This is a genomic window from Bradyrhizobium sp. MI1.10 (assembly GCF_055811035.1).
The window spans coordinates 339,129-364,480 of record NZ_JBVVPN010000002.1 but is presented as its reverse complement, the minus strand read 5'-3'; the positions used below and the strand labels follow the sequence as shown (position 1 = coordinate 364,480).

At 64.6% G+C, this 25,352-nt stretch carries 27 protein-coding genes; 12 read left to right on the top strand and 15 right to left on the bottom strand.

What is annotated here, in order from left to right; all coding sequences use genetic code 11:
• Positions 1-13: 13 nt before the first annotated feature.
• Positions 14-874 carry a PCC domain-containing protein gene (locus AC0L3K_RS03845; RefSeq protein ID WP_473365484.1) on the bottom strand — a complete coding sequence of 287 codons (861 nt, stop codon included), beginning with the start codon at positions 872-874 and terminating at the stop codon, positions 14-16.
• A 9-nt stretch (positions 875-883) separates the two neighbouring features.
• Positions 884-2,491 carry an acyl-CoA synthetase gene (locus AC0L3K_RS03840; RefSeq protein ID WP_007590712.1) on the bottom strand — a complete coding sequence of 536 codons (1,608 nt, stop codon included), beginning with the start codon at positions 2,489-2,491 and terminating at the stop codon, positions 884-886.
• A gap of 179 nt (positions 2,492-2,670) precedes the next feature.
• Between AC0L3K_RS03840 and AC0L3K_RS03835 the strand changes: the two genes are divergently transcribed.
• The gene (locus AC0L3K_RS03835; RefSeq protein WP_007590711.1) at positions 2,671-3,027 is read left to right on the top strand and encodes a hypothetical protein; all 357 of its coding nucleotides are present in this window, start codon (positions 2,671-2,673) and stop codon (positions 3,025-3,027) included.
• A 63-nt stretch (positions 3,028-3,090) separates the two neighbouring features.
• On the opposite strand, the gene AC0L3K_RS03830 is transcribed toward AC0L3K_RS03835, so the two are convergent.
• The gene (locus tag AC0L3K_RS03830) at positions 3,091-4,020 is read right to left on the bottom strand and encodes a tetratricopeptide repeat protein (protein WP_473365483.1); all 930 of its coding nucleotides are present in this window, start codon (positions 4,018-4,020) and stop codon (positions 3,091-3,093) included.
• Between the two features lie 103 nt (positions 4,021-4,123).
• On the opposite strand from AC0L3K_RS03830, the gene AC0L3K_RS03825 reads away from it, so the two are divergent.
• Entirely contained in the window at positions 4,124-4,399 is a 276-nt protein-coding gene (locus AC0L3K_RS03825) for a GNAT family N-acetyltransferase (protein WP_219685496.1), read from the top strand.
• Between the two features lie 53 nt (positions 4,400-4,452).
• On the opposite strand, the gene AC0L3K_RS03820 is transcribed toward AC0L3K_RS03825, so the two are convergent.
• Positions 4,453-4,842, bottom strand: a complete 390-nt coding sequence (locus AC0L3K_RS03820; protein WP_219685497.1) for a DUF3597 domain-containing protein — start codon at positions 4,840-4,842, stop codon at positions 4,453-4,455.
• 333 nt (positions 4,843-5,175) lie between these two features.
• Here AC0L3K_RS03820 and AC0L3K_RS03815 point away from each other — a divergent pair, with 333 nt between their 5' ends.
• From AC0L3K_RS03815 to AC0L3K_RS03780, 8 genes are all read left to right on the top strand, one after another.
• Complete coding sequence (locus AC0L3K_RS03815; RefSeq protein ID WP_219685498.1) at positions 5,176-6,084, top strand: DUF2189 domain-containing protein; 909 nt, start codon at positions 5,176-5,178, stop codon at positions 6,082-6,084.
• Positions 6,085-6,214: 130 nt separating this feature from the next.
• Positions 6,215-7,039: a lytic murein transglycosylase gene (locus AC0L3K_RS03810; protein ID WP_354128846.1), complete on the top strand. Its 825-nt coding sequence runs from the start codon at positions 6,215-6,217 to the stop codon at positions 7,037-7,039.
• A gap of 472 nt (positions 7,040-7,511) precedes the next feature.
• The gene (locus AC0L3K_RS03805) at positions 7,512-7,664 is read left to right on the top strand and encodes a DUF1127 domain-containing protein (protein WP_007590701.1); all 153 of its coding nucleotides are present in this window, start codon (positions 7,512-7,514) and stop codon (positions 7,662-7,664) included.
• A 125-nt stretch (positions 7,665-7,789) separates the two neighbouring features.
• Positions 7,790-9,217, top strand: coding sequence for a methylenetetrahydrofolate--tRNA-(uracil(54)-C(5))-methyltransferase (FADH(2)-oxidizing) TrmFO (gene trmFO / locus AC0L3K_RS03800; protein ID WP_473365482.1), 1,428 nt, complete (start codon positions 7,790-7,792; stop codon positions 9,215-9,217).
• Positions 9,218-9,224: 7 nt separating this feature from the next.
• A complete protein-coding gene (locus AC0L3K_RS03795) occupies positions 9,225-10,319 on the top strand; it encodes a serine/threonine protein kinase (protein ID WP_354128848.1) in 1,095 nt (364 codons plus the stop codon).
• A gap of 104 nt (positions 10,320-10,423) precedes the next feature.
• Positions 10,424-10,981: a CAP domain-containing protein gene (locus AC0L3K_RS03790; protein WP_354128849.1), complete on the top strand. Its 558-nt coding sequence runs from the start codon at positions 10,424-10,426 to the stop codon at positions 10,979-10,981.
• Positions 10,982-11,073: 92 nt separating this feature from the next.
• The gene (locus AC0L3K_RS03785; RefSeq protein ID WP_007590685.1) at positions 11,074-11,487 is read left to right on the top strand and encodes a GFA family protein; all 414 of its coding nucleotides are present in this window, start codon (positions 11,074-11,076) and stop codon (positions 11,485-11,487) included.
• 29 nt (positions 11,488-11,516) lie between these two features.
• Positions 11,517-12,695, top strand: a complete 1,179-nt coding sequence (locus AC0L3K_RS03780; RefSeq protein WP_035992621.1) for an aminotransferase class V-fold PLP-dependent enzyme — start codon at positions 11,517-11,519, stop codon at positions 12,693-12,695.
• Positions 12,696-12,712: 17 nt separating this feature from the next.
• Here the strand turns inward: AC0L3K_RS03780 and AC0L3K_RS03775 are convergent, their stop codons facing one another.
• The 6 genes from AC0L3K_RS03775 to yajC are packed head-to-tail and all read right to left on the bottom strand — an operon-like array spanning position 12,713 to position 18,378.
• Entirely contained in the window at positions 12,713-13,957 is a 1,245-nt protein-coding gene (locus AC0L3K_RS03775) for a threonine ammonia-lyase (protein ID WP_007590682.1), read from the bottom strand.
• A 45-nt stretch (positions 13,958-14,002) separates the two neighbouring features.
• The gene (locus AC0L3K_RS03770; RefSeq protein WP_007590680.1) at positions 14,003-14,866 is read right to left on the bottom strand and encodes a phytoene/squalene synthase family protein; all 864 of its coding nucleotides are present in this window, start codon (positions 14,864-14,866) and stop codon (positions 14,003-14,005) included.
• Entirely contained in the window at positions 14,863-15,246 is a 384-nt protein-coding gene (locus AC0L3K_RS03765; protein ID WP_007590678.1) for an Mth938-like domain-containing protein, read from the bottom strand. Before AC0L3K_RS03765 ends, AC0L3K_RS03770 begins: the two co-directional genes overlap by 4 nt.
• Before the next feature lie 60 nt (positions 15,247-15,306).
• Positions 15,307-16,332: a protein translocase subunit SecF gene (gene secF / locus AC0L3K_RS03760; RefSeq protein WP_007590676.1), complete on the bottom strand. Its 1,026-nt coding sequence runs from the start codon at positions 16,330-16,332 to the stop codon at positions 15,307-15,309.
• Between the two features lie 16 nt (positions 16,333-16,348).
• The gene (secD, locus tag AC0L3K_RS03755) at positions 16,349-17,953 is read right to left on the bottom strand and encodes a protein translocase subunit SecD (protein ID WP_007590675.1); all 1,605 of its coding nucleotides are present in this window, start codon (positions 17,951-17,953) and stop codon (positions 16,349-16,351) included.
• A 59-nt stretch (positions 17,954-18,012) separates the two neighbouring features.
• The gene (yajC, locus tag AC0L3K_RS03750) at positions 18,013-18,378 is read right to left on the bottom strand and encodes a preprotein translocase subunit YajC (protein ID WP_007590674.1); all 366 of its coding nucleotides are present in this window, start codon (positions 18,376-18,378) and stop codon (positions 18,013-18,015) included.
• A 180-nt stretch (positions 18,379-18,558) separates the two neighbouring features.
• Between yajC and AC0L3K_RS03745 the strand changes: the two genes are divergently transcribed.
• Complete coding sequence (locus AC0L3K_RS03745; protein ID WP_007590673.1) at positions 18,559-19,587, top strand: ATP-binding protein; 1,029 nt, start codon at positions 18,559-18,561, stop codon at positions 19,585-19,587.
• Between the two features lie 155 nt (positions 19,588-19,742).
• Here the strand turns inward: AC0L3K_RS03745 and AC0L3K_RS03740 are convergent, their stop codons facing one another.
• Together AC0L3K_RS03740 and AC0L3K_RS03735 are read right to left on the bottom strand one after the other, a co-directional pair.
• Positions 19,743-21,131, bottom strand: a complete 1,389-nt coding sequence (locus AC0L3K_RS03740) for a LysM peptidoglycan-binding domain-containing M23 family metallopeptidase (RefSeq protein WP_007590672.1) — start codon at positions 21,129-21,131, stop codon at positions 19,743-19,745.
• 109 nt (positions 21,132-21,240) lie between these two features.
• Complete coding sequence (locus AC0L3K_RS03735) at positions 21,241-21,891, bottom strand: protein-L-isoaspartate(D-aspartate) O-methyltransferase (RefSeq protein ID WP_007590671.1); 651 nt, start codon at positions 21,889-21,891, stop codon at positions 21,241-21,243.
• Positions 21,892-22,117: 226 nt separating this feature from the next.
• Here AC0L3K_RS03735 and AC0L3K_RS03730 point away from each other — a divergent pair, with 226 nt between their 5' ends.
• Complete coding sequence (locus AC0L3K_RS03730) at positions 22,118-22,489, top strand: response regulator (RefSeq protein WP_007590670.1); 372 nt, start codon at positions 22,118-22,120, stop codon at positions 22,487-22,489.
• Positions 22,490-22,507: 18 nt separating this feature from the next.
• Here the strand turns inward: AC0L3K_RS03730 and surE are convergent, their stop codons facing one another.
• From surE to serS, 3 genes are all read right to left on the bottom strand, one after another.
• Positions 22,508-23,293, bottom strand: a complete 786-nt coding sequence (gene surE, locus AC0L3K_RS03725) for a 5'/3'-nucleotidase SurE (RefSeq protein WP_473365481.1) — start codon at positions 23,291-23,293, stop codon at positions 22,508-22,510.
• A 103-nt stretch (positions 23,294-23,396) separates the two neighbouring features.
• Positions 23,397-23,759, bottom strand: coding sequence for a hypothetical protein (locus tag AC0L3K_RS03720; RefSeq protein WP_007590660.1), 363 nt, complete (start codon positions 23,757-23,759; stop codon positions 23,397-23,399).
• 95 nt (positions 23,760-23,854) lie between these two features.
• Positions 23,855-25,141: a serine--tRNA ligase gene (gene serS / locus AC0L3K_RS03715; RefSeq protein ID WP_473365480.1), complete on the bottom strand. Its 1,287-nt coding sequence runs from the start codon at positions 25,139-25,141 to the stop codon at positions 23,855-23,857.
• Between the last annotated feature and the right edge of the window lie 211 nt (positions 25,142-25,352).

Here is a 25,352-nt window from a genome sequence, read left to right as displayed (position 1 = left end):
TCGCCCGCCGGGACTAGTCCAACACCTCGAGCACCAGCTCCATGGTCATGAGCACGGGATTGTCGCCACGGACCAGACGGCCCTCCGCCATGCCGCCGGTGTAGTCGATCAGGGCGACGTCGAGTGCGGCTTCGAGCGCTCTGGAGGCGCCGGCCGCAATCGTGCCGCCGGTGACCGCAAGCTCGGTCGCGAAGGGCTCGGTCACGCCGCCATGGCTGAAGCGGGCGCCGATGGTCGAGCCGACGCCGCCGTGGATCCTGGCGCGCGCGATGCCTTGCGCGCGGCAGAAGTCTTCGAGACAGATGGCGAAATCCTGATTGGGGCGCAGCCGCAGCGCGAAAGCGCGGCTGGTCGTGCGTGCGCCGGTGCTCGCAGCCGGCACCGGCCCGAACAGCTTGAAGTTGGTCTCGGGATCGGGTTCGGCGGCAAACATCGCACCATCGATGCCGAAGGCCTCGACCTCGAACGGCTCGGCGACGTCAGTCTCGTCCGGCAGCATGTGGCCGCCACTGTCGCGGCCATCGGGCTCCGTCCACAGCCCATGGCAATGAAAGAACGGCGCGCCATCGCGCGTGCCCAGCGTCATGCTGCCGAGCCTGGTGCGCGTCACGCCGCCCGGCCGGAAAGTGTCGCTATAGAACGCGGCGTTCTCGCTGGTCTTCGACAGCGCCGGCATGACATAGGCGAACGGCCCGAGCGCGCCGCGCCCGAAGCTGAGCACGCCGCCGGCGAATCCCTCCGCGGCAAAACCGCGGCGCGCCGCCTCCAACAGCGGCAGACCTGCTCGAAGCGTGAAGGAGAAAGCGCGTCCCCTCGCCTCCACCCATTGGATGCGTTCGGCGACCGGCGCGCCGGGCTGCTTGATGCTGCGCATGACTTTCGCTCAGCCCGCCCGCGTCTTGTCGAGATCGAGCAGCCCGCGCGCCTCGAGCTCGTCGCGAACCATCCGTTTGGGAATCTTGCCGTAGCCGGATTTCGGCAAGGCCTCCCAGAAGAAGAACCGCTTCGGCATCTTGTAGCGCGGCACCTTGGGGCTGAGGAATGCCGCCATCTCCGCTTCGCTCACCGGCTTTGCGCCTTCGCGGGCGACGCAGACGGCAACGCCGACCTCGCCCCAGGTCGCATCGGGCACACCGAGCACCGCGACCTCGCCGACGCAAGGATGGGTCAGGATTTTCTCCTCGATCTCCCGTGGATAGATGTTGGAGCCGCCGGAGATGTACATGTCGGAGGCTCGTCCGGTGATGTAGACGAACCCCTCCTCGTCCATGTGGCCGAGATCGCCAGTGCGGAACCAGCCATTGCGGAACGCCTTCGCATTGGCTTCGGGATTGTCGTAGTAGCCGGCAAGCACGGCGGGGCCGATCACGCAGATCTCCCCGCTCTGGTTGGCGCCGAGTTCGCGGCCCTCGTCGTCCTGGATCGAGACCTGCATGCCGGTACGCTCGAAGCCACAGGTGCCGATCTTCGCGTGCGGCCCGTCCTCGGGATCATGCAGCGCCGCCGGCAGCACGGTGATGTTGCCGGTCACCTCGCCGAGACCGAAATACTGCACGATGACCTTGCCGAGCTTCCTCAGCGCAGCCTTCTGGTCCTCGCGATACATAGGCGCACCCGCATAGATCACCTGGCGCAGCGAGGAATGGTCGTATTTGTCGGCGGCGGGATGCTCGACCATCATCTTCAGAATGGTCGGCACCACGAAGAGATTGCTGACCCGATGCGTCTCGATCAGGCGGAACGCCTCGTCGATATCGAATTTCTCCGTCGGGAGCAGCACGGTGCAAACGCCACGCGCGGTCTGAACCAGCTGATGCACGCCGGCGCCATGCGACAGCGGCGCCACCACCAGCGAAGCATCCGCTTCGGTGACGCCGGGCGTGAGATCGGCGAGATGGTTGGTGACGACAAAACCCATCTGCCCGTGGGTGAGCACCGCAGCCTTGGAGCGGCCGGTGGTCCCCGACGTGAAGAAGAACCAGCAGGGATCGTCGTGCTCGACCGCAACGTTCTCGACCACGCTGCCAGCGCGCGACGCGACGGCATCCGCAACCGACGTCTCGGCAAATGGCGCCCGACCGTCGATGCTCCAGGTGAATTCCAGCGCGCCACCGCTCACGGCCGCGGCGTGTTCAGGAAAATCGACGTGGCACAGAAACGCCTTCGCGCCGGAGGCCTGCGCAAGATAAGTCACCTCGTCCGGCATCAGTCGGAAATTGGTGGGTACCCAGACCGCGCCGAGCCGGAACGCCGCGAACATCGAGAAGAACATCTCGTCGCCGTTCTTGGAATGGACGAGGATGCGGTCGCCCTTCGCGATGCCCCGCGCAGCGAGCGCCGCCGCCAGCGCCGAGACCTGCGCGTCGATCTCCCGCCAGGTCCAGCATCTGTCACCCCAGACGAAACCGGGACGCGCCCTATGCCGCCGCGCATTCTGGGTCAGCATGTGAGCGAGATTCATGACGCGGCGGGACATGCGCAGGGGCTGCATCGGGCTTCCTCTTCGGCGGCGGACGGCACGCAAGCCGCCCGCTCATTGCAGCCCATTTATCGCCATCGCCACGACCCCTGCAAGGCTGCCGGGCGCAGCGCAGCCCATCCCACCGTTCAGGAAATTTTAAACATGATCGGCGCAACCTCGCTCAGTTCTCGCGTACAGAGTGCCGCATCATGGTCAAAGCGCCCGCCCTCCTCCTGTTGTCGTTGGCGCTTGCCGGATGTGCCGTGGGCCCACAAGCGCACCTCGCCTCCGGTCCCGCCTTCACGCCTGCGCGCTATGCCTGGGACGGCGCTGGCGAAAATCCCAATCACCCGCGCGCTCCCTCAGGACCAGCACGCACGGCCCGATCCGAGCGCAACAGCTCGCAAGCAGGGCTTAAACCCTACTCGAAGGAATGGTGGCAGGCGCAGGACGGCATCGAGGCGGAACAGGACGCCAGGGTCAACCGTTCCCTCGTCATCTGCCAGGGATGCCTGCGCCCGCAGGCGCAGTCCGAGGATTCCAGGCTCGCCAAGGCGACCGATTGAAACCTCCGGACGATCAGGACCTGGTGGAAGTCCGGCCCCGTCGTCGCGAGAAGCGACCGGGAGCTACAACGCCCCGAGCTTCCGCAATGACTCCTGTGCGGTCGGCAGGCCCGGCTTCAATTCCAGCGCCTTCCTGAAATCGGCAATCGCGCCCTGTTTGTCGCCGAGCCGCAGCTTAGCCTGTCCGCGGTTGCTCCACGAGAACACGTCGGAGGGATCGTATTGCAGCGCCTTGTCGTAGTCGGAAAGGCCGCCCTTGCTGTCGCCCTGATAGAGCCGGATCATGCCGCGATTGCGCCAACCGCGCGCGTCGGTCGGCGCAACGCGGATCGCCTCGCCATAATCGGCGGCGGCGCGATCGAGCTGCTCGCTATCGCGATAGACGTTGCCGCGATCGATATAGGCGAGCAGATCGGGCGCAAGCTTGATCCGCGTGGTATAGTCGGCGATGGCGTGCGCCATGTCGCGCCTGCGGTAAGACACCAACGCACGATTGGCGTAGGCCATGGCGTATTTGGGATCGCGCTTGATCGCGGCGTCAAAGTCCGCGAACGCACCGTCGAGATTGCCCTTGTTGAAACGCGACTCGCCGCGATTGCTGTAGGCCAGCGCCAGCGACGGATCGAGCTTGATGGCCAAGTCGTAATCGGCGATGGCGCGATCATAGTCGCGCTTGAAACTGTAGACACGGCCCCGATTGTTGTAGGCGCAGGCATAGCCGGGGTCGAGCCTGACCGCATCGTCGAGATCGGACAGCGCCGCGTCGAGCTCGCGCTTCTCCGTCAGACCATGACCGCGATTGCAATAAGCGCCGGCGAGCCGAGGTCCGGTTTCGCTCTTGGTATCGACCACAGTCGAGCAAGCCTTGATCCGCTCGTCCGGCGTGCTGGCCAATCCGACGCAGGCCTCCCAGGCCGGACCGCCTGCCGCGGACGCCGGAGCCGGCGAGATCAGCGCGGCGAGCAGCGCCAGGAGGCTGAGCGGGACACGCATTTTCCGGATATCTCCCCTGCGGCAATCCCTCTTGGTCGCACCTTGGCAAGGGCCGGTTCAGGCGCCTAGATCAGAGGCAAGCAGCAGGTCGGAAGGATTTTGCATGGCGCCATCGGTACGGGACAACAAGGACAAAAGCCGCTTCGAGCTCGATGTCGGCAGCGAAATCGCCTTCGCCAATTACCGGCTGACGCCGTCGGCGGTGATCATCACCCACACCGAGACGCCGCGCGCGCTGCGCGGCCGCGGCATCGGCTCCGAGCTGGTCAAGGGCGCGCTGGAATTGATCCGCCGCGACGGCAAGAAGGTGATCGCCGGTTGCGGATTCGTCGTCGACTATCTCGACAGGCATCCGGAAGATGCGGATCTCGTCGCCTGAATGCAAAAGGGCCCGCGCGATCGCGGGCCCTTGGGTTACGACCGGGGGACCGGTCAGTGCTTGATCTCCGGCGGCAGCTTGCCGCCATTGGCGGCGAGCTTGGACATCACCTGCTTGTGCAGCCAGACGTTCATGGTCGCGGAATCGTTGGTGTCGCCGCTGTAGCCAAGCTCCTTGGCGAGGTCCTTGCGCGCGGCGAGGCTGGAATCGATGTCGAGCGCCTTCATGAGGTCGACGATCGAGGTACGCCATTCCAGCTTCTCGCCCTTGTGCGCGGCGGCCGCCGCGTCGACGATCGAGGCAACGTCCACCGTCGCCGCGGGCGCCGATCCGCCCGGCGCGGGCCCTGCGGGCGCGCTGCCCGACGGTGCGCTGCCTGCGGGCGCGGCGGAAGCTGGCTGGCTACCGAAGATCGCGCCCATAATTTTCCCGAAAATGCTCATGTCTGCTCCCCGAAAAGGACCCGCTGGAGGGCCTTGAGTGGCACTTATAGACCAAGTTGCGTCGTTGCGCCCGCAAAGTTCCGCGGACCAGCACGCAGCATCAGCTTATCTGCGGCGAAATGACGACCGAACGACATCATCGGGGTTGCGCTGCGGCATCGAACCTCACCCAAGCGTGAGGGACAGGACTCGCAAATGGGCGTAGGCTTGACGTTCAGTTCGCGATGCCATCCGGAATTCGCGTCTGGTTGGGGATCGTGAAACTTAGAATAGCGGCCGCTTGCGCCGTTTGCTGGCGCCAGATGCGGCTGCATGGCAAGGGAGCTAGCGACCATGGCCACACTCTACCAGGGCAATGTCCCCACCTTGGCCCAGACCGCAGAAGCGGCTGGACCGGTGATCCGAACCATCCAACTCTCCGATCTGCACGATGCGCTCAAGCGCGGCTGGGACGATTTCAAGGCGGTGCCGAGCCACGCCATCATCCTCTGCGTGATCTATCCTGTGCTGGGCCTCGTGCTTGCCCGCGTGGTGATGGGCTATTCAGTGCTGCCGTTGTTATTTCCGCTGGCCGCTGGCTTCGCGCTGATCGGCCCGTTCGCTGCTCTCGGTCTCTACGAGCTCTCCAGCCGGCGCGAGCGCCATGAGGAGGCCAGCGCCTGGGATGCCATGGAGGTGCTGCGTTCGCCCTCCTTCGGCGCGATGCTCGGTCTCGGCGCGCTGCTGCTGGCCCTGTTCGTGACCTGGGTTGCGACCGCGCAGGCGATCTACGTTGCCGCTTTCGGCTATGAAGGCGCATCCGGGATCTCGGATTTTCTGACGCGCGTGCTCACGAGCCGGCAAGGCTGGTGGCTGATCGTGGTCGGCTGCGGCACCGGCTTCCTGTTCGCCCTTGCCGCGCTCTGCATCAGCGCCGTGTCGTTCCCGCTGATGCTCGACCGCCATGCCGGCGCGTTCGAGGCAATGGTGACGTCGCTGCGCGTTGTCGCGAAGAACCCGGTGCCGATGGCGGCCTGGGGCCTGATCGTGGCCGTCCTGCTGGCGCTGGGCACGATTCCCGCCTTCCTCGGCCTTGCCGTGGTGGTCCCCGTGCTCGGCCATGCCACCTGGCATCTCTATCGCAAGGTAATCGCAGCCGATCCGGGCGCGCGTCCGGTGCCGCCTCCGCCGCATCGTCCACGCAAGCCGGCCGCCGACTTTCCCGCCAACCTCTTCCCCTGGCGCAATCGGACCGACGGCTGACGATATCGTGACATGCGATCCTGCTCCGGTGCGGGCAGGATCGCGCACTGTCATACGCCTTGCTTTGGCCGCGGTTTCCATCGAGATTGCACCCGCCGTTCAGATCACTTCACGGAATTTATTTGCTCGAATGACCCCGACGATTTCTCGTCTCGCCCTCGCAGCCTTAGCCCTCACCGCGTCCATCCTATCCGCCCAGCCAGCGCTCGCCGCTGTTGCCTGCGGTTCGGGCAATTTCGACGCGTGGCTTGCAGACTTCAAAACGGACGCCGCGGCCAAAGGCGTCTCGCAACAAGCCATTTCCGCCGGGCTCGCCGGTGTGACGCTCGATCAGAACGTGCTCAACCGCGATCGCTCGCAGAAGGTCTTCAGCCAGACCTTCGAGGAGTTTTCCGGCCGCATGGTGCCGCCGCGCCTGACGCGCGGCTCCAACATGATGAAGCAATACGGCTCGGTGTTGTCGCGTATCGAGCAGACCTACGGCGTGCCTGGCGAGGTGCTGGTTGCGATCTGGGGTCTCGAGACCGATTTCGGCGTCAATACCGGCAAGTTCGCAACCATCCGCTCGCTGGCGACGCTGGCTTATGACTGCCGCCGCGCCGAGCAGTTTCGCGCCGAGCTGTTGGATGCGCTCCGCATCGTCCAGCGCGGTGACCTCGCACCGGCCGACATGAAAGGCGCCTGGGCCGGCGAGCTCGGACAGACCCAGTTCATGCCGTCGTCATGGATGAAATACGCTGTCGATTTCGACGGCAATGGCAAGCGCGATCTCCTGCACAACGCCCCCGACGTGCTCGCCTCCACCGCGAACTATCTCGCCGGTTATGGCTGGCAAAAGGGTAAGGATTGGCAGCCGGGCAGTCCGAATTTCGCGGTGCTACAGCAGTGGAACAAGAGCGAGGTCTACTCGAAGACTGTCGCTTATTTCGCCACCCAGCTCGCGCGCGCCCCTTAGAAGCCCCACGGTTCGGCGTGTGTGCACTGCAGCAGCGCCGCGTTATGTCGATCCGCCAGGGTTTAGTCGCACCGCTGGCCCAGGGCTGGCAAAAGTGTACCCTCTCGCTTGTTAATGAATCTTAGTTCACTCTTAATGCCCGATCATCATGCGATTCGCGCATGCGAGACTTGGGTATAGAAGCTATTCGATCAACTTGCGGACGACCACAAAGCAACTTATCTGGCCCTGAGTGGAACCGCCTCATCCGCAGTAAATCCGTGAATTCACGGGCATTTTCAGTACACTTTTTCCCGTTCCGCCTACCCTTTGGGCGGGAGTGCTCCTGGGTTAATCGACCGTTACCAATGCCATGCACCCAGCGCTTAGCTGCATCGCAACATCGGAACTTTCGCACTGCACCACTCTCACTTATATTCATTTCAACGATGAGGCTCGGGCAAGAGCTGAATCGAACTACAGGAGACTACCAATGCTGCTCTCGCTCATCCGCATGATCCAGGCTTTCCGGGACTATCAGCGCAATGTTGCCGAGCTGTCCCAGCTTAGCGATCGCGAACTGGCCGATATCGGCCTCGATCGCTCGGACATCCCGCGCGTTGCCGCCGGTCAGTATCAGGGCTGATATCGTTCAGCCTCAACCGGACGAACCGATAGCGCCCGCCTTGTGCGGGCGTTGTCGCATCCGGAGGCAGAAAACTCGATCTCGGCGATTCCACTGACCGCCGAAAAGCGCTACCTGTCCGCCCCATGACAGGACCCCAATCAAATACCGTGCACGTCATCGGCGCAGGCCTTGCCGGCTCCGAAGCCGCCTGGCAGGTGGCCAAATCCGGCGTGCCCGTGGTGCTGCACGAGATGCGGCCGACCCGCATGACCGAGGCACATCGCACCGACGGGCTTGCCGAGCTCGTCTGCTCCAATTCGTTCCGCTCGGACGATGCCGCCAACAACGCCGTCGGCCTGCTGCATGCCGAGATGCGCCGCCTCGATTCGCTGATCATGCGCGCAGCCGACGCCAACCAGGTGCCCGCCGGCGGCGCGCTGGCGGTGGACCGCGACGGCTTCTCAGCGGCCGTCACCAAGGCGCTGAACGATCATCCCCTGATCGAGATCGCCCGCGGCGAGGTCGCAGGCCTGCCGCCGGCCGATTGGAGCAACGTCATCGTTGCGACCGGCCCGCTCACTTCGGCGCCGCTGGCGGATGCGCTCCGCGAGTTGACCGACGAGAACGCCCTCGCCTTCTTCGACGCGATCGCGCCGATCGTGCACCGCGAATCCATCGACATGTCGGTGGCCTGGTTCCAGTCGCGCTACGACAAGGTCGGTCCCGGCGGCACCGGCGCCGACTACATCAACTGCCCGATGACCAAGGAGCAGTATGACGGCTTCGTCGCAGCGCTGGTCGCCGGCGAGAAGACTGAGTTCAAGGAATGGGAGACCAACACGCCCTATTTCGACGGCTGCCTGCCGATCGAGGTCATGGCGGAACGCGGCCCCGAGACCCTCCGCCACGGGCCGATGAAGCCGGTCGGCCTCACCAATCCGCACGATCCCAGCACCAAGGCCTACGCGATCGTGCAGCTGCGCCAGGACAACAAGCTCGGCACGCTCTACAACATCGTCGGCTTCCAGACGAAGCTGAAATACGGCGAGCAGCAACGCATCTTCCGCACCATTCCGGGGCTGGAGAAGGCCGAATTTGCCCGCCTCGGCGGCCTGCATCGCAACACCTTTCTCAACTCGCCAAAGCTGCTCGACGGCCAGTTGCGCCTGCGCGCGCAGCCGCGGCTGCGCTTTGCCGGCCAGATGACGGGCTGCGAGGGCTATGTGGAATCCGCCAGCGTCGGACTGATTGCCGGCCTCTATGCGGCAGCGGAGGTGCGCGGCGAGACGCTTGCGGGTCCGCCTGCTACGACGGCGCTCGGATCCCTGCTCGGCCACATCACCGGCGGCCATATCGAGACCGTCGAGCCCGGCACGCGCTCGTTCCAGCCGATGAACATCAATTTCGGCCTATTCCCACCGCTCGCCAGTGTACCGACGAAGAAGCCGGACGGAAGCCGACTGCGCGGCAACGAGAAGACAGTGGCCAAAAAGCAGGCGATGAGCGCGCTGGCGCTCGCCGATCTCGATCGCTGGATCGCCGATCACCTGCGCATTGCCGCCGCGGCGTGAGTTTTCGATGAACCTTCCCAAAGACGACGCCGCAACACTCTCGGCGCGCTGGACCGAGGGCGTGCTGCTCAAGCGCGACGTGTTCTCGACCGTCGAGCGCGGCCGATTCCGCGACGATGACGGCGAGGTCGACGCGGTGCTGCGCCGCCTCGACGAGGTGCCGTGGTGGTCATTCCTTTTGGCGCGCCATCTGTTCGCCCGCGAGACGCATGCGCTGGCACTCGCCAAGGGACTCGATGTCGGCCCGGAGCTGCTGTGGGCCGGACGCCGCGCGCTGGTGCGCAGCTTCGTCGATGGTGTCGCACTGCATCTGGCGAAACCGCATGGCGACCTCGCTTATTTTCGCTCGGCGAAGGCCGCGCTGCGACGGCTGCGCCGCGCCGGAATCTGCCACAACGATCTTGCCAAGGAACAGAACTGGCTGGTCGGCCGCGACGGTCGCGCCTATGTCACCGACTTCCAGCTCGCGGCCTGCTTCGACCGTCGCGGCCGGCTTTACCGGATCCTGGCGTATGAAGATCTCCGGCATCTGCTCAAGCACAAGCGATCCTACGCGCCCGAGGCGCTGACGCCGCGCGAGCGCAAGATCCTGGCGAAGAAGTCGTTCGCCGCCAGCCTGTGGCTCGCCACCGGCAAGAAGGTCTATCGGGCAATCACGCGCGGCCTGTTCAACTTCACCGACCGTGAAGGCGGCGGCCGAAGGCTCGTCAACGACGCGCCGGTGCTGACGGAATTGATCCGCAAGAACCCCGCCGTGCGCGACACCGCCATCGTCGCGTTTGCCGACCGCCGCTCCGGTGTCGGCCTCTATGCCTTCGTCGAAGCCGATCAGGCCGCGCTCGAAGGCCAATTGCGGAACGAACTCACCGCCGCCAAGGGGCCGAAGCCCCCGGAACACATCCAGGTCGTGCACGCACTGCCACGCAACGCCGACGGCAAGCCGCGCACGGAGATCCTGCAACTGGTCGCCATGAACCAGCTCGACCTGATCGAGCCGATGATGAAGAACGACCAGGACCGTGCTTTCCTCAAGGACATCCTGGAGCAGCGCAAGAACTTGCGCGACCGCTTCAATTTCGAGGCCGACCTGCCGGCGGGCTAGCGTGGATCACGCCTTGAAGCGTCCACATTGGCGATAGAGAAGCGATCCGATAATTCGAGCTTGGTAGGGGACTTGGCGGGGTCATGGGCACTCGGGGGACGATGATGCATCGTGTGGTAGGCGGCCTGATCGCCGGCCTTCTGCTGCTCGCCACCACGCCCGTAATGGCCGAGTCTCCCGCCGAACTGATCTCCAGCTTCCGCCTCAAGCATGGCGAGGTCCGCGTCGTCCGCGATTCGACCCTCGACCGCATCGCCATGGACCAGGCGCACGCGATGGCGACAAAGGACGACCTCAGTCACGACGCCCTCGGTCCGTTCAACCGCCGGGTCGCACCTGCCGGCGCAGGCCGCGCCGCCGAGAATATTGCCTACGGCTATGACAATTTCGAGAAGACTCTGGGGCAGTGGATCGACTCGTCCGGACACCGCAAGAACCTGCTGCTGCACAACGCTTCCCGCGTCGGGATCGCGAGCGCGAAAAACGCCAGCGGCAAGCGCACCTATTGGGCAATGGTGATCGCCGGCGACTACGAGCCGAAGGGCAAAGGCAAAGGCAAGAAAGACGGAGAGCCCCTCGTTGCCGTGAAACGCGAAGCCGTTCCTGCAAGCAAGCCGAAATCCGGCGGCTGCCACATCAAGCTGCTCGGCCTCTGCATCTGAGGCGTGACGCCGCGCCGGAAGCATTGTTGCACGCGCTTCTCCGACCGGCCATTATGATCGCGCCGCTATCCTCAACCAACCTGAGGCGATCAATGGCCAAGAAGTACACCGCTCAATGCGCCTGTGGCGCCATCAAGTTCGAATTCAGCACCGATCCGTCCTTCATCGCCAATTGTCATTGCAACGACTGCAAGCGCGCTTCGGGCGGCGAGATGGCGACCTTCTTCGCGGTACCCGAGGACGATTTCACGCTTCTCTGCGGCAAGCCGAAGGCGTTTCACTACATCGCCAATTCCGGCAAAGGCCTGGATCGCAATTTCTGCCCGGAATGCGGTTCGCGGGTCTTTACCACTAATCTCGATAGCTTCCCCAAGACGGTCTTCGTCCAGTTGGGCAGCCTCGACCGGCCCGACCTCGTGGCACCGAAGCTCGAGATGTTCACCAAGCGTCGCATGTCGTGGAACATGCCGCTCAACCTGCCGCAGTTCGAGGAAATGCCGCACTGACGCGACGATAGTCCGAGCCGGAGATTTAGTTGATCAACATCGAGCGAATACGTGCCGACACGCCAGCCACCTCCCGGCTGGCGTACCTGCACAACGCGGGAGCTGCTCTCATGCCCGTTGCTGTCGTCGAAGCCATGAAGCAGCATATCGATCTGGAGTGCGAGATCGGAGGCTATGCGGCAGCCGATCGGGAGTCGCGCCGGCTTGATTCAGTCTACGGCTCTGTGGCCCGCCTGCTGAATGCCGCGCCGGATGAGATCGCCCTCATGGAGAACGCGACGGTTGCCTGGCAGATGGCTTTCTACGCGCTTCCATTTAGCAAGGGCGACCGGATCCTGACCGCCGAGGCGGAGTACGCGGCCAACTATGTCGCTTTTCTTCAGGTCGCCAAGCGAACAGGCGCCGCGATCGACATCGTGCCGAGTGATGCCAGCGGCGAACTCGACGTCGACGCGCTCGAACGCATGATCGACGAGCGCGTGAAGCTGATTGCGATCACCTGGGTTCCGACCAATGGCGGACTGGTCAATCCCGCAGCAGCCGTCGGCAAGATCGCGCGGGCGCACGGCATCCCCTATCTGCTCGACGCCTGCCAGGCGGTCGGACAGATGGTGGTCGACGTCGAGGCCATCGGCTGTGACATGCTGTCGGCGACGGGCCGTAAATTCCTCCGCGGCCCGCGCGGCACTGGCTTCCTGTACGTCCGCCGGGCGATGCTGCAGCGGCTCGAACCGCCGATGATCGACCACTACGCCGCACCCTGGGTCTCCCGGGACGCTTATCGGCTGCGTGACGATGCGCGCCGTTTCGAGACCTGGGAGAACAACTACGCAGCCCGGCTTGGGCTCGGCGCGGCTGTCGATTATGCCCTGGACATCGGGATCGGCCCGATCGAGCAGCGGTGCCGCATGCTGGCGGACCGCCTGAGGGGCAGCCTTGCGTCCATTCGCGGCATCAGAATTCGCGACCTCGGACGCACTCCGGGAGCCATCGTCAGCTTCACGGTGGACGGCTACGAGGCGGAGGCGGTCGTCAGCGGCGCGGCCGCAGCCAGCATCACGATCGGCGCCTCAGATCCGTCGAGCACGCGCATCGATGCCGAAATTCGCTCGCTGCCGCCGGTGGTGCGCGCCTCCCCGCACTACTACAATACGGAAGCCGAGATCGATCGGCTGATCGCCCATTTGGCGGGTTTGACGCCGCGATAGCGGCGGGCGCGCACAGCTCAGGTACAGCGCGCACTCAATCCGGATGCGCCAAGCTTCGCCATGACCTCGTCGAGATGGGCGCTGTCGCGGGTCTCGATCACCAATTGCAGCAACGTCGCCTTGGCCGGAAGATCCGAGAAGGTGCGCTGGTGCGAGACCTCGATGATATTGGCGCCGGCCTCCGCCAGCAGTGCCGCGACAGCAGCCAGTTGGCCGGGCCTGTCGGGGATGTCGAGCGACAATTGGGTGAGCCGCCCCTCGCGCGCCAACTCGCGGGTCAGGACCGATGCGATCAGCCGTGTGTCGATATTGCCGCCGCTCAGCACCAGCCCGACCTTCTGGCCGGCGAAACGGGACGGGTCGGACATCAGCGCGGCGAGGCCAGCGGCACCGGCGCCTTCCACGACCGTCTTCTCGATCGAGATCAGGGTCGCCACCGCGCGCTCGAGTTCGGCTTCGTTGACCAGCGCAATGTCGTCGACGAGGCGGCGGACGATTTCGGTTGTGATCTTGCCGGGCGTTTTCACCGCGATACCTTCGGCGAGTGTGTCGCCACGTGCCGGCAGATTGCCGTCGTGGATGGCGTTGTACATCGAGGGGTAGAGCCAGGCCTCGACGCCGAGGATCCGCAGCGACGGCTTGATCGATTTCGCGGCAATGGCGATCCCGCTGATCAGACCACCGCCGCCGATCGGGACGACCAGTGTATCGAGCTCCGGCACTGTCTTGAGTATTTCCAGCCCGACCGTTCCCTGCCCCGCGATGACAAGCGGATCGTCATAGGGATGGACGAAGATCATGCCGCGCGCTTCGCCGTGGCTGCGCGCATACGCGGCCGCCTCCTCTAGCGTGGCGCCCGTCACCACCACCTCGGCACCGTGATGCCTGGTGTTCTCGACCTTCACCATGGGCGTGCCGACCGGCATGACAATGGTGGCGGGAATGCCGAGCCGCTTGGCGTGATAGGCGACGCCCTGCGCGTGGTTGCCCGCCGACATCGCGACGACGCCCCGCACGCGCTCCTCCGGCGTCAGCGCCGTGAGGCGGTTGAGCGCGCCGCGCTCCTTGAACGAGGAGGTGAACTGGAGGTTCTCGAATTTCAGCCAGATATCGCAGCCGCAGATATTGCTCAGCGTGCGACTGTAGCTACAGGGCGTCTCGACGACGGCGCCGCGGATCGTCTCGGCGGCGGCATGGATGTCGGCCGGTGCGACCGGAAGGCCGCCCAGATCGGAAGATATGGTTTGGGACAACTCAGCCATAGGACAGCATAGAGCATTTGCCCGGCTCCGGCGATAAGCCAACCGCTATTTGGTAAATTCCCGCGAACGTGAAGCCCGCCAAAGCGTCCACAGCGTACGCAGCCGCGATGACGGTTGCGGCGCAAATGGATTGCGCCCGGGTTGCGACAGGCGCTCAAGGTCGGCCCTTACCTGGCTCAGCGGCAGAAACGCTGGCCGAGCCGACACCGGCACCTCGGGCAACAGCGACAAGGCCGTGGTCAAATGCTGCCCGGCCTCGCCCACGAGCTGGTCCAGGACGGCGCGCAAATTCGGCGTCTCCTTGCCGGCGAACACGTCCTCCATGTTGCAATCGTGGCTTGCCAGAACTTGCTGCGGCAGGAACAATTGCCGGTGCGCCGCATCACGCGGCAAGTTCGTGATGACTTGCGCGATGCCTTGAGCCAACCCCGCATGCCGCGCGAGATGCTCGGCTGGGTCCAAGGGTGACGCCATGATCCGCGCCGCAAGAGTAAACAACGCCGAACAGGTCGCGGCCAGATAGCCTTCGAGAGCCGTCATGGTCGGCATTGGGTCGTTGTAGAGATCGAATTGATGCTCGTCGACGAGCAGCGACAGCGGTTCGACCGGCAGGTCGAAATCACGGATTGCGCGGAGCAGCTCCGCCGCCACCGGATTGCCCTCGGCGCTGCCATGGACTTGGCCCGACAGCATGTCGGTCCACCATTGCAGGCGGATTTCACCAGGCAAGGGCTGGCTTACCTGGTCACGGACGCGGACGATCTCGACATTGAAAGCATAGAGCGCCAGCAGCGCGCGGCGCTCGGCAGCGGGCGCGAACAGGGTCGCGGCATAGCGAGCAAAGTCGTGGCTGCGCACGAGGTCAGCACAGAACGCGGCAGAATCCGGCGGCGGCGCGGAGCCGCTCATGGCACGGCGATCAGCGCGGCCGCCACGCGCCGCCGTTCGCCGATCATGATGTTGTAGGTACGCACGGCGGGACCGGTCTGCATCGTGTCCAGAACCACCCTCGCCGCTTTAAGCGCCTGGCGCAGTTCCGCCGGCGGCAGCCAGACCCCGGTTCCGGTGCCGATCAGGAGCGTGTCGATGCTGTTGGCGGACTTGAAGACTCGATCCAGCGAATAGCGGTCGATCTTCGCGGGGTCCGTTATGTCCCAGGCCCAGATCGCGTCGGGCAGGCAAAGCAGCGATCCCCGATGCGACATGCCGGCAAAGGCAAAGCCGCCCTTGCCATAGGCTTCGATCGGCGCCGAGCGGGGGAAATGCGGTGCGTTGGGATCGCCGGCCATGAGCTTCGTCCGAATGAGCTTACTGCCCTCGCAAACTCCTGCGAGGGCATGCGGTTCGGATCATGCCTTGCTTTTCTTCGCCGGCGTAGCCTTATCGACCGCATCTTCGCGATGCTCGCCGACGCCGAGATAGATCAGGATCGGGGCTGCAATGAAGATCGAGGTATAAGTGCCGACCAGCACCACGCCGAACATCATGACCGCGGTGAAGCTGTGGATGGCATGGCCGCCGAACAGCAGCAGAGCCAGCAGCGCCAACGTCACGGTGAAGTGGGTGATGATCGAGCGCGACAGCGTCGAGTTGATCGATTCGTTGAGGAGCTGCGGCATCGGCATCTTCTTGTAGCGCCGCAGCATCTCACGGATACGGTCGTAGATGACAACGGTGTCGTTGAGCGAATAGCCCAAAATCGTCAGAAGCGCCGCGATGCTGGTCAGGTCGAAATCGACCTGACTGATCGACATGAACCCGATCGTCAGCACGATGTCGTGCACGTTGGCGATCATGGCGCCGAGCGCGAACTGCCACTCGAAGCGGAACCAGAGGTAGACCAGGATCGAGACGATCGCGAGCATCAGGCCGAGCATGCCCCAACTCAGCAGTTCGCCGGAGACACGCGGCCCCACCACCTCGACGCGGCGATACTCCACGGACTCGCCGAGCGCAGTGCGGACCTTGTCCACGGCTGCCTGCTGCGCCTTGTCGCCGCCCGGCTGCTCAGCAACGCGAAGCAGCACGTCAGCGGGGCCACCGAATTGCTGCAGCTGGACTTCGCCGAGTCCCAGGCTGCCAAGGGTCGTGCGCATCTGCGCAAGATCGGCGGAGCCCGACTTGGCCCTTACCTCCATCAAGGTGCCGCCCTTGAAGTCGATGCCGAAGTTCAGGCCATGGGTAAAGAACAGCGTGATGGCGACGATCGACAGCGCCGCCGAGATCGGGAAGCTGATACGGCGGAAGCGCGTGAAGTCGAAATGCGTCTCGTCTGGCACGATGCGCAGCGACGGCAGGAGGCCAAGCACGCTGACCACGGTCAGCACGGCAATCAGGACGCCGAGAGAAATGAGAACGAGTTGAGTAGTGGTCACAGCCGGCCTCGAATGATCAAATCGGCACAGTTTTCGGCCGCGTCCACTGCACCCACCATGCGACGATCAGGCGGGTCATGGTGAAGGCGGTGAAGACCGTGGTGATGATTCCGATGCCCAACGTCACTGCGAAGCCGCGCACCGGTCCGGTGCCGATCATGAACAGCACGGCAGCGGCAATGAAGGTCGTGATGTTGGAATCGAGAATGGTCGCAAGCGCCCGCTTGAAGCCTGCATCGATCGCCGAGATCGGGCTTCTCCCGCCGCGCAACTCCTCGCGGATGCGCTCATATATCAGCACGTTTGAGTCCACCGCGATGCCGACGGTGAGCACGATGCCGGCGATGCCGGGAAGCGTCAGCGTGGCACTGAGCAGCGACAACAGGCCGAAGATCATTGCGACGTTGATGGCCACCGCGATGTTGGCGAACACCCCGAACAGCCGGTAGGTCAAGAGCATGAAGATGACGACCAGGATCGAGCCGACGTAAGCCGCAAGCTCGCCCTTCTCGATCGAGTCCTGGCCGAGACCCGGACCGACGGTGCGTTCCTCGACCACCGTGAGCGGCGCAGGCAGGGCGCCGGCGCGCAGTAGAATCGCGAGGTCGTTGGCCGACTGCACGGTGAAACTGCCGGAGATCTGGCCCTGGCCGCCGGTGATCGGCTCGCGAATGACCGGCGCCGAGATCACCTTGCCATCGAGGATGATCGCGAAGGGCACCCCGACATTCTCCTGCGTGGCCTGCGCAAACTTGCGCGCTCCAGAGGTATTGAACGTGAAGCTAACGACCGGCTCGTTGGTACGCTGGTCAAAGGTCGCCTGGGCGTTGGTCAGGTCGCCGCCAGCAACCAGCACCTGCTTCTTGACCACATAGTTGGGCGGCGGCGGCGTGGCCGCCGGCAGCAGTTCGGAATCCGGTGGAATCCGGCCCTGCTGCGCCTGGTCCGGCGGCACCGAGGGATCGACCATGCGAAATTCCATTTTCGCGGTCTTGCCCAACAGTTCCTTCAAATGGGTGGGATCCTGCAAGCCCGGCACCTGCACCAGGATGCGGTCATTACCCTGACGCTGGATGATGGGCTCGACGGTGCCGAGCTCGTTGACGCGCTTCTCAACGATCTGGATCGACTGCTCGATGGTCTTGCGCATGCGGTCGAGCATCGCGGCCTCTGGAATACTGAGGCGGATCAATCCGCCACCAGCATCGGCGACCTCAAGGTCGCGCTGACCGCTGGACCCCATCAGGCCGCCAATCGGCTGCGCAAGCTCGCGCAACTTGGCGAGCGCCGGCTGCGCGTCGGTGTCCTTGGTGATGCGAACCTCGACCGCGTCGTTGCGCACGGTGACGCCACCGGTGAAGCCGATCTTGGCCTCGCGCAGCACGCGACGGACGTCGTCGCGGATCTGGTCGAGCTTTTCCTTCTTCACATAGTTGGAATCGACCTCGAGCTGCAGAGAGGAGCCGCCCTGCAAGTCGAGACCCAACACCAGCCGCCGCTGCGCCCAGGCGGGCCAGGTCTTGACCTGCGCTTCGGGGAAGAAGTTCGGGACCGCGCAGAGGCACACGATCAGCGCCGTCAGGATGATCCCGAGCGCCTTCCACCGCGTGAAATACAACATCGACTGGACCTGTCAGATCAGGAGACTTGCAGGAAGACTTGAGAGACTCGCGGAAGCGCTCACTTCGCCGCGGCGTCGTCCTTGGCGCTTTCCTTGGATTCCTTGGCCGGCTCGCCCTTGGCGCGCACGCCGGAGACCATCGAGCGCATCTGCCGCACGCGCACGCCATCGGCGATCTCGAACTCGATCTGGTCGTCGTCGACGACCTTGGTGACCTTGCCGACGAGACCGCCCGAGGTCACGACGGTGTCGCCGCGGCGGATGTTCTTTACGAGGTCAGCGTGGTCACGGACCTTCTTCTGCTGCGGACGCAGAATCAGGAAGTACATGATCACGAAGATCAGGGCGAATGGCAGCAGCGACATCAGCATGCCGCTGGTGTCGCCGGCGCCCGCAGCCTGGGCATACGCAGGGGTAATCAACATTCGGACGATCCTCGTGAGAACGGGGGAAAACCGGTCAGGCCCAAATGGCGACCGGTTCGGTCAAATTCGCGCGGACTATAGCGGCCATTGCCCCAATTGCAACGCTGCCAGACCGCCCTTTTAGCCACCTTGCGGCGCGCGCTCAGGCCCGATAAGGCTGCATTCTCAGGAACTTCGGACATGCCCCAAAAACCAAGCAAAAGCCCGGCCGGCAAAGGCCCCCGCACCCCTGCCGCGAAGCCAGCCCGCGTCGCGGCAAAACGTCCCAAGGCAGCCCTCAAAGCTGCTTCCAAAGCGACTTTCAAGACGATTTCCAAGGCGACTTCCAAGGCCAACCAAAGCGTCTCCCAGGAGCGCATCGTTCGCGCGCTGGAGACGATTGCGGCGCACCTCTCCGCGCAAGGCAAGCCCGCCGTCGAACGCGAGTCGTTCAAGCCGGCGGACGCTTTCGTCTGGCACCCGGACGGCCGTCTTGCCGCGGTGCCGCGGGTCAGCCGCGTCGAATTGTTCCTGCTTAAGGGCGTCGATCGGATGCGCGACATCCTGATGGAGAACACGGAGCGTTTCGCCAACGGATTGCCCGCCAACAACGCATTGCTCTGGGGCGCGCGCGGCATGGGCAAGTCGTCGCTCGTGAAGGCGGCGCATGCCAGCATCAACACGGAGCGCAAACCGGCCGACAGACTGAAGCTGATCGAGATCCATCGCGAGGACATCGAGAGCCTGCCCGCGCTCATGGAGCAGCTTCGCGCCTCATCCTTCCGCTTCATCGTGTTCTGCGACGATCTCTCCTTCGACGGCAATGATGCGTCCTACAAATCGCTCAAGGCGGTGCTCGAAGGCGGCATCGAAGGTCGGCCGGAGAACGTCATCCTCTACGCCACTTCCAACCGCCGCCATCTGCTGGCGCGCGAGATGATCGAGAACGAGCGCTCGACCGCGATCAATCCCGGCGAAGCCGTCGAGGAGAAGGTCTCGCTATCGGATCGCTTCGGTCTCTGGCTCGGCTTCCACCGCTGCAGCCAGGACGAATATCTCGCGATGGTGCGGGGCTATTGCAGCCATTTCGGCGTCAAGGTCGACGATGACGCGCTGGAGCGCGAGGCCCTTGAATGGTCGACGACGCGCGGCTCGCGCTCCGGCCGCGTCGCCTGGCAGTTCGTGCAGGAGCTTGCGGGACGGCTCGGCGTCAAGCTGACGGCGACGTAGCGGGAGCTAAGAGCCGCACTCACACCTGTCATTCCCCGCGCAAGCGGGGAATCCAGTATTCCAGAGACAGTTTTGATCGATCGAGACGCTGCGGCGTACTGGGTCGCCCGGTCAAGCCGTGCGACGACAGCTTTCGTGCCGAGGCAACGCTGGCCTCACGCCCCGTTCAGGAATTGAAGCGGGTCAACCGGGCTCGATCCCTTGCGGATCTCGAAGTGGAGCTGCGGCGACGCCACCTCCCCGGATTGACCCGACTTGGCAATGACCTGGCCGCGCTTGATGGTATCGCCGCGCTTCACCATCAGCTCACTCGCATGGGCATATGCGGTGACGTAGCCGTTGGAGTGCCGAACCAGGACGAGATTGCCATAACCTTTCAGCTCGTTGCCGGAATAGGCAACGACACCGTCTTCAGCCGCCTTGACCGGCGTACCCTCGGGCACCGCGAGATTGATGCCGTCGTTGGACTTGCCATTGGTCTTGGCGCCGTAGCTCGTGACCACCTTGCCGCGCACCGGCCAGCGGAAAGTCGGCAGCGCGCTGGTGGTCTCCGCAGCTTTCGCCGGAGCTTCAGCGGTCTTCTCTTCGACATTGGCAGTGGCCTGGGCCAGGCGCGCGCTTTGCACCGGCGCGACGGCCGCCATCTTGGTGGCGGGCGCAGGCGCGGCCGCAACGGGTTGCAGCGTTCCGGCAACGGGAGCGGCTCCGACCGGAGCCGCGGCAAGCGGTGCTGCGACGGCGGCGGTCTTGGCGCCGGGCACGGCCAGCCTGGTGCCGAGCTTCAGTTTCGCAGAGGGATCGAGCCCATTGGCGCGGGCCAGTTCAGCCGCCGAGATATGGTTCTTGCGGGCGATGCTGGCGAGCGTGTCGCCGTGGTTCACGAAGTGCGTGCTTGACGGCGCGGCAACGGCTGCAACCGGCTTCGCAGCAGGCGCCATCGCGGGGGCAGCGGCAACGGGAGCCATGAGCGGCGCGGGCGCAGCGGCCGTAGCCTGGTGCGGAATGATCAGTTGCTGGCCGGGCGAGAGCGCGCGCGGCCCCTTATAGCCGTTGGCGGCGAGAATCGCCTGCGGCGTGACGCGATAGCGTTTGGCAAGCAGGTCGAGCGTATCGCTGGTGCCGACGATGATTTTGGTTCCACCGACCGGCTGGGCGGCTGCGACCGAGCGCGGCGGCACGGTGGCCGTGGTCTCCAGATGCGGCTGCGCCGGGGGTGCGTAGGAGCCGACACCGCGACCGCCTCCGGACACGCCGCCTGCCGCAACGGGGTAGGATTGCGGCGCGGACACCGCCGGCGGCAAAGGCTGCGACTGATAATAACCGGACTGGGTCTGCGGCCGCGAATATTGCGGCAACTCACGCTGCGGCGGCGGTGCCTGTTGCACCGAACCGGTCGATTCCTGCGCGAAGGGATTGGAGAAGTTCGACTGGGACATGCGCGACGACATGTCGGCGCTGCACCCTGCGAAGCTGAAGGAGATCAGCGCCAGCACCGCGACCTGCGGCACCCGGCGCGAGTAAAGCAACTCGGCGGCAACGGACATGGTTACTCACTCGTACGCAACAGAACTGGTGTTTTAAGTAAACACGCGCCGAGTAAATAACGGCTTAACCCTCCCAATAAGATGTTGGCAGCACAGCCAATCCGGAATTCTACAGCTCCCGCGCCACGCCGGGCAGCGCCGGCACGAAGCGGACTTCGACGAGTTCCTTGCGCTCGATCCCGGCTTCCGTCCGGCTCAGGCGGATCAGCGTCTGCACCCCCTGATGCGGACCGACGGGCGCGATCAGGATGCCGCCCACCTCCAGCCGCTCGACCAGGTTCTCCGGGAGCTGCTCCATCGCGGCCGTGACGATGATGCGGTCGAACGGGCCGATATTGGGAGGCAGATTGAGGCCATCGCCCAGCATCACCTCGACGTTGTGATAGTTGAGCTTTTCAAGCCTGATCCGTGCGGCATCCGCAAGCTTGCGGTAGCGCTCGACCGTCAACACCTGGCCGGCGAGCCGCGACAGCACCGCCGCCTGGTAGCCCGAGCCGGCACCGATCTCGAGCACGCGGTGCCTCTTCTGAAGCTGGAGCTGCTCGGTCATGTAGGCGACGACGAAGGGCTGGCTGATGGTCTGCCCGCAGGCGATCGGCAGCGCGCTGTCGCGATACGCGCCGTCGCGATCGGCGTCGTCGACGAATTGATCGCGCGGCACCTCCTCCATGGCCCGCAGGACCGCCTGGTCGCTGATGCCCCGACGCCTCAGCGTGAGCTGAAACATCATCTTTTCCGGCGGGTGCTGATGGGAAGTCATTGCCTGCTTGTGCTGTCTTTGCGGTCCGGGACGCCGAGCTGGGGCGCTAGATTCTTGTTCCGGCTCAGGGAACCCATGATAGGCTTCGGATGGGAGTAGTTGACCACAAATTGGCTTGCAACGGGCAAGCCGCGACGGCCATTTTCATGCATCCGTTCGTCAAAACGCGCATTGCGTCGATTCATGTTATCTGCGAACGTTTTTGACAATGGGCAAGGACTCGACCATGACCGCGACGGGGCTTACCGGCCGCTCTGTATTCCTCGTCGAAGACGAGGTGATGATCAGGATGATGGTCGCGGACATGCTCGAAGAGCTTGGCTACAAGATCGCAGCCGAGGCTGGCGACATCACCGAAGCCATGCGGCTCGCCCAGGCAACCGAGTTCGACATCGCCATTCTCGACGTCAACGTCAACGGCAAGGTCATCTCGCCGGTCGCCGACGTCATCAAGGCAAAGGGCTGCCCGTTCATCTTCGCCACCGGATACGGTTCCTCCGGCCTGCCCGAGCAGTACCGCGATCGGCCGGCGCTTCAGAAACCATTTCAGCTCGACGCCCTCGGCAAGACCATCGAAGCCGCGCTTCGCGGCGGCTAGGCCCCGTTCCAAGTCGGATTACTTCAGCGTCGGACTTACTTCAAGCGTCGCACTCAGCGCCTCCGAAAACGCCTCGTTGGTGCGGTCGAGCCGGAGCGGCGTGACGGAGACGTAGCGTTCGCGCAGCGCCGCGAGATCGGTGCCATCGGCGGGTGTATCAATCATCGCGGTGCGCTCGAAGCCGATCCAGAAATAGGGATTGCCACGGCCGTCCTTGCGCTCGTCGATCTTGAGGAAGCCGAGATTGCGCTTGCCCTGCCGCGTCACGCAAATGCCCAGCACATCCTCCGGCGCGCAAGCCGGGAAGTTGACGTTGATGACGGTGTCCTTCGGGATGCCGGCGGCGATCACCTTGCGCAGGATGTCGGGCCCGAATTTGCGCGCGGTGTCCCACAGCGGTCGGTCGCGGGTCTCGACGCTGAACTCCTGCGACAGGGCGAAAGACGGTAGTCCCAGGATGGTTCCCTCCAGCGCGCCGGCGATGGTGCCGGAATAGACCACGTCCTCGGCGACGTTGCGGCCCTTGTTGACGCCGGACAGCACGACATCGGGCAGCTTGGCGCCGAGGATGTGGCGCGCGCCCATGATGACGCAGTCCGTCGGCGTGCCGCGCACCGCAAAGTGCCGCGGGCCGACCTCGCGCAGCCGCAGCGGATCGTTCAGCGACAGCGAATGCGACACGCCGGACTGGTCGAGTTCAGGCGCGACCACCCAGACGTCATCGGACAATGCGCGCGCGATCTCCTCCAGGACCTTGAGGCCGGGGGCGTGGATGCCGTCGTCATTTGTGCAGAGAATGCGCATGGGAAAGGTCGATTCCTGAAGCGGGTCTCAGCCGTCTTATCCGGCCGGGGCCGATCAGGCAAACCGGCCGATCGGGGCCGGCTGCCGGTACCGGCTTGGCCGGCTATCGGCGAACGCGCCATTGCGGCAGGAAGCGCGCCAGCCGGCCCTCGGCGTGCAATTTCATCGCCGGCACGACCGGGCTCACGATCGGCGCCTCGATGACGCCGAGCGTCTCCAGCTGTGCGACGAACGGGTCCGCTACCGACGCCTGCGGAAAGCGTTCGCGTGCCAGCGACAGTGCCTGGTCGAAATCCGCGGCATTCACACCGGGCTTGGCCCGCCGGCTCTGGACCAGATCGTCGTCCCAGAGCCGCGTGATCCCGATGTCGAACACGCCACGCAGCCGCTGATCGAGAGCCTGGATGCCGGCACCCGTCACCGCCCATTGTCTGCCGACCCAGAAGATGTCGCGGTGCAAGGCCATGAACGAGGGGTTCGCGTTGTCGGGTGGCCGGCAGGATAACCGGCCGCCCGATCTTCGCAACCAAACGTTTCGACCGTTTCAGATTGGCAGCACGCCTAGTCGCGTGCGACCACCTTCAGCCCGCCCATATAGGGCTGCAGTACGCTGGGGACCGCGATCGAGCCGTCCTCCTGCTGGTAGGTCTCCATCACAGCGATAAGCGCGCGGCCGACGGCAGTGCCGGAGCCGTTCAAGGTGTGCACGAAACGCGGCTTGCCGTCGGGACCGCGCGAGCGCGCGTCCATCCGGCGGGCCTGGAAATCGCCGCACACCGAGCAGCTCGAGATCTCGCGGAACATGCCGCCATCGCCCTGCCCGGGCATCCAGACCTCGATGTCATAGGTTTTTTGCGCCGCAAAACCCAAATCCCCTGCGCAGAGCGTCATCACGCGATAATGCAGGTCGAGCTGCCGTAACACCTCTTCGGCGCAAGCGAGCATCCGCTCATGCTCGTCCTTGCTGGTTTCGGCCGTTGCAATCGACACCAACTCGACTTTTGTGAATTGATGCTGCCGGATCATGCCGCGCGTGTCGCGGCCTGCCGCCCCTGCTTCCGCCCGAAAACACGGCGTCAACGCTGTCAGGCGCATCGGCAGCTCCCTCTCGTCCACGATGGATTCGCGAACCAGGTTCGTCAGCGGCATTTCAGCCGTGGGTATGAGCCACATCCCTTCCCGCGTGCAAAACATATCTTCGGCGGATTTGGGAAGGTTACCCGTCCCATAGGCCGTTTGCTCGCGCACCAAGAGCGGCGGGTTGATCTCGGTATAACCATGCTCGTTGGTGTGCAGGTCGAGCATGAACTGGCCGATCGCGCGTTCGAGCCGCGCCAGCCCCTTCTTCAGCACGACGAAGCGCGCACCCGAGAGTTTTGCCGCTGCCTCGAAATCCATGTAGCCGAGCGCGTTGCCGAGATCGTCGTGCGGCTTCGGCGCGAAGCTGTAGTTGCGCTTGTTGCCGAAGACGTGGTGCTGCACGTTGCCGTGCTCGTCGACGCCATCGGGTACCTCGTCGAGCGGCAGGTTCGGAATCGCGGAGAGCTCTTTCGTCAGCTCCTCGTCGGCGGACTTCGCCGCGGCCTCGAGCTGCGGCATCGTCGTCTTGAGTTCGGTAACTTCCGCCATCAGCTTCGCCGCGCGCGCCTCGTCCTTGGCCTTCTTGGCATCGCCGATTTCCTTTGAGGCCGCATTGCGCCGCGCCTGCGCCTGCTCGGAAGCCAGGATCGCCGCACGCCGGGTCTCGTCGATCGCTAGCAGCGACGCCGACATCGGCTTCAGGCCGCGTCGTGCGAGGCCGGCGTCGAAGGCTTGCGGGTTGTCGCGGATCGATTTGATATCGTGCATGGCCGAGGTCCTGGGGCAGCGCGTAAACATACAACGGCAAACGTTGTACGTCAGCGCGTCTCCCTAGCACTCTGTCATCGCCCGCGCAAGCGGGCGCTCCAGTATTGCAGAGACGGCCGTGGTTGCCCCCCGCGGCCGCGGCGGTCTGGTTTTCCCCCCCCCCGGGGCCATTTGGCCCCACGCGGGGGATGGCCGCGGGGGGCCGGGCGCC

What these genes read in the sequence shown, in the direction of transcription:
- AC0L3K_RS03740 (WP_007590672.1), bottom strand. Translation starts at nt 21,131, where the DNA reads ATGTCCGTTGCCGCCGAGTTGCTTTACTCGCGCCGGGTGCCGCAGGTC.
- trmFO (WP_473365482.1), top strand. Translation starts at nt 7,790, where the DNA reads ATGACAGGACCCCAATCAAATACCGTGCACGTCATCGGCGCAGGCCTT.
- secD (WP_007590675.1), bottom strand. Translation starts at nt 17,953, where the DNA reads ATGTTGTATTTCACGCGGTGGAAGGCGCTCGGGATCATCCTGACGGCG.
- AC0L3K_RS03815 (WP_219685498.1), top strand. Translation starts at nt 5,176, where the DNA reads ATGGCCACACTCTACCAGGGCAATGTCCCCACCTTGGCCCAGACCGCA.
- AC0L3K_RS03835 (WP_007590711.1), top strand. Translation starts at nt 2,671, where the DNA reads ATGGTCAAAGCGCCCGCCCTCCTCCTGTTGTCGTTGGCGCTTGCCGGA.
- AC0L3K_RS03845 (WP_473365484.1), bottom strand. Translation starts at nt 874, where the DNA reads ATGCGCAGCATCAAGCAGCCCGGCGCGCCGGTCGCCGAACGCATCCAA.
- AC0L3K_RS03830 (WP_473365483.1), bottom strand. Translation starts at nt 4,020, where the DNA reads ATGCGTGTCCCGCTCAGCCTCCTGGCGCTGCTCGCCGCGCTGATCTCG.
- serS (WP_473365480.1), bottom strand. Translation starts at nt 25,141, where the DNA reads ATGCACGATATCAAATCGATCCGCGACAACCCGCAAGCCTTCGACGCC.
- AC0L3K_RS03745 (WP_007590673.1), top strand. Translation starts at nt 18,559, where the DNA reads ATGCCCCAAAAACCAAGCAAAAGCCCGGCCGGCAAAGGCCCCCGCACC.
- AC0L3K_RS03730 (WP_007590670.1), top strand. Translation starts at nt 22,118, where the DNA reads ATGACCGCGACGGGGCTTACCGGCCGCTCTGTATTCCTCGTCGAAGAC.
- AC0L3K_RS03820 (WP_219685497.1), bottom strand. Translation starts at nt 4,842, where the DNA reads ATGAGCATTTTCGGGAAAATTATGGGCGCGATCTTCGGTAGCCAGCCA.
- surE (WP_473365481.1), bottom strand. Translation starts at nt 23,293, where the DNA reads ATGCGCATTCTCTGCACAAATGACGACGGCATCCACGCCCCCGGCCTC.
- AC0L3K_RS03795 (WP_354128848.1), top strand. Translation starts at nt 9,225, where the DNA reads ATGAACCTTCCCAAAGACGACGCCGCAACACTCTCGGCGCGCTGGACC.
- yajC (WP_007590674.1), bottom strand. Translation starts at nt 18,378, where the DNA reads ATGTTGATTACCCCTGCGTATGCCCAGGCTGCGGGCGCCGGCGACACC.
- AC0L3K_RS03790 (WP_354128849.1), top strand. Translation starts at nt 10,424, where the DNA reads ATGCATCGTGTGGTAGGCGGCCTGATCGCCGGCCTTCTGCTGCTCGCC.
- AC0L3K_RS03810 (WP_354128846.1), top strand. Translation starts at nt 6,215, where the DNA reads ATGACCCCGACGATTTCTCGTCTCGCCCTCGCAGCCTTAGCCCTCACC.
- AC0L3K_RS03770 (WP_007590680.1), bottom strand. Translation starts at nt 14,866, where the DNA reads ATGAGCGGCTCCGCGCCGCCGCCGGATTCTGCCGCGTTCTGTGCTGAC.
- AC0L3K_RS03775 (WP_007590682.1), bottom strand. Translation starts at nt 13,957, where the DNA reads ATGGCTGAGTTGTCCCAAACCATATCTTCCGATCTGGGCGGCCTTCCG.
- AC0L3K_RS03735 (WP_007590671.1), bottom strand. Translation starts at nt 21,891, where the DNA reads ATGACTTCCCATCAGCACCCGCCGGAAAAGATGATGTTTCAGCTCACG.
- AC0L3K_RS03720 (WP_007590660.1), bottom strand. Translation starts at nt 23,759, where the DNA reads ATGGCCTTGCACCGCGACATCTTCTGGGTCGGCAGACAATGGGCGGTG.
- AC0L3K_RS03805 (WP_007590701.1), top strand. Translation starts at nt 7,512, where the DNA reads ATGCTGCTCTCGCTCATCCGCATGATCCAGGCTTTCCGGGACTATCAG.
- AC0L3K_RS03825 (WP_219685496.1), top strand. Translation starts at nt 4,124, where the DNA reads ATGGCGCCATCGGTACGGGACAACAAGGACAAAAGCCGCTTCGAGCTC.
- AC0L3K_RS03785 (WP_007590685.1), top strand. Translation starts at nt 11,074, where the DNA reads ATGGCCAAGAAGTACACCGCTCAATGCGCCTGTGGCGCCATCAAGTTC.
- AC0L3K_RS03840 (WP_007590712.1), bottom strand. Translation starts at nt 2,491, where the DNA reads ATGCAGCCCCTGCGCATGTCCCGCCGCGTCATGAATCTCGCTCACATG.
- AC0L3K_RS03765 (WP_007590678.1), bottom strand. Translation starts at nt 15,246, where the DNA reads ATGGCCGGCGATCCCAACGCACCGCATTTCCCCCGCTCGGCGCCGATC.